Origin of the sequence: Nocardia sp. NPDC004168, from assembly GCF_040610355.1 — a bacterium.
In the GTDB taxonomy this organism is placed as follows: Bacteria; Actinomycetota; Actinomycetes; order Mycobacteriales; family Mycobacteriaceae; genus Nocardia; species Nocardia sichangensis.
On sequence record NZ_JBEXME010000114.1, the window covers coordinates 1 to 1,107 of the forward strand.

Below are 1,107 nucleotides of genomic sequence, written 5' to 3' on the forward strand. Positions count from 1 at the left end.
TCGGCGGTGGCGAGGACGGGGCGGCCGAGATCGGGCCCGGATTTGGTGGTGACCGAGGCTCAGCGTCGGGAGTTGGTGCGGGGTGCGCGGGCGGCGAGTTCGACGCAGGCGTATGCGTTACGGTGCCGGATCGTGCTGGCGTGCGCGGAGCCTGGAGCAGCGAACGCGCATGTGGCGGCAGCGGTCGGTGTCACACCGATGACCGTGGCGAAGTGGCGAAAACGGTTCATCGAGCACGGCCTGGCCGGGCTCGCCGACGAACCCCGGCCGGGACGGCCGCCGTCGATCCTTTTGAATCGGGTGGAACAGGTGCTGGCGTTGACCCTGGAGCAGACACCGCGTGATGCCACGCATTGGTCCCGGTCGTCGATGGCCGAGCGGACGGGATTGTCGAAATCGACGATCGGGCGGATCTGGCGGCGGTTCGAGCTGAAACCCCATCTGGTCGACGGGTTCAAACTGTCGACCGATCCGTTGTTCGTGGAGAAAGTGGTGGATGTCGTCGGCCTCTATCACAATCCGCCCGAGCGGGCTGTCGTGTTGTGTGTGGACGAGAAGTCGCAGATGCAGGCTTTGGATCGTTCCCAGCCGGTGTTGCCGATGATGCCGGGCATGCCCGAGCGCCGCACCCACGACTACGCCCGTCACGGCACCACGAGCCTGTTCGCCGCGTTCAATATCGCCGACGGCACCGTGATCGGCGAGCTGCACCGCCGCCACCGGGCGACCGAGTTCCGCAAGTTCCTGGTCACGATCGACAAGACCGTGCCCGCCGAACTGGATGTCCACCTGGTCTGCGACAACCTCGCCACCCACAAGACCCCGATCGTCAACGAATGGCTCGCCCGCCACCCCCGTTTCCACGTCCATTTCACCCCGACCGGCTCCTCCTGGCTCAACCAGGTCGAACGCTGGTTCGGCTACCTCACCGACCAGCTCACCCGCCGCGGCGTCCACAAAAGCGTCGCGGCGCTGGAGAAAGACGTCACCACCTGGATCGAGCACTGGAACGAGAATCCCCAGCCGTTCGTCTGGCGCAAAACCGCCGAGGAAATCCTCGACTCCCTCGCCCGATATATCCAACGGATTTCAGGCGCGGAACACTAG

At 65.4% G+C, this 1,107-nt stretch carries 1 protein-coding gene; it reads left to right on the forward strand.

Going from position 1 to position 1,107, the window contains the following annotated elements; genetic code table 11:
* The first annotated feature begins 6 nt into the window (after positions 1-6).
* Positions 7-1,107 (forward strand): IS630 family transposase, encoded by a 1,101-nt coding sequence (locus ABZW96_RS37670; RefSeq protein WP_355081668.1) that lies wholly within the window; start codon positions 7-9, stop codon positions 1,105-1,107.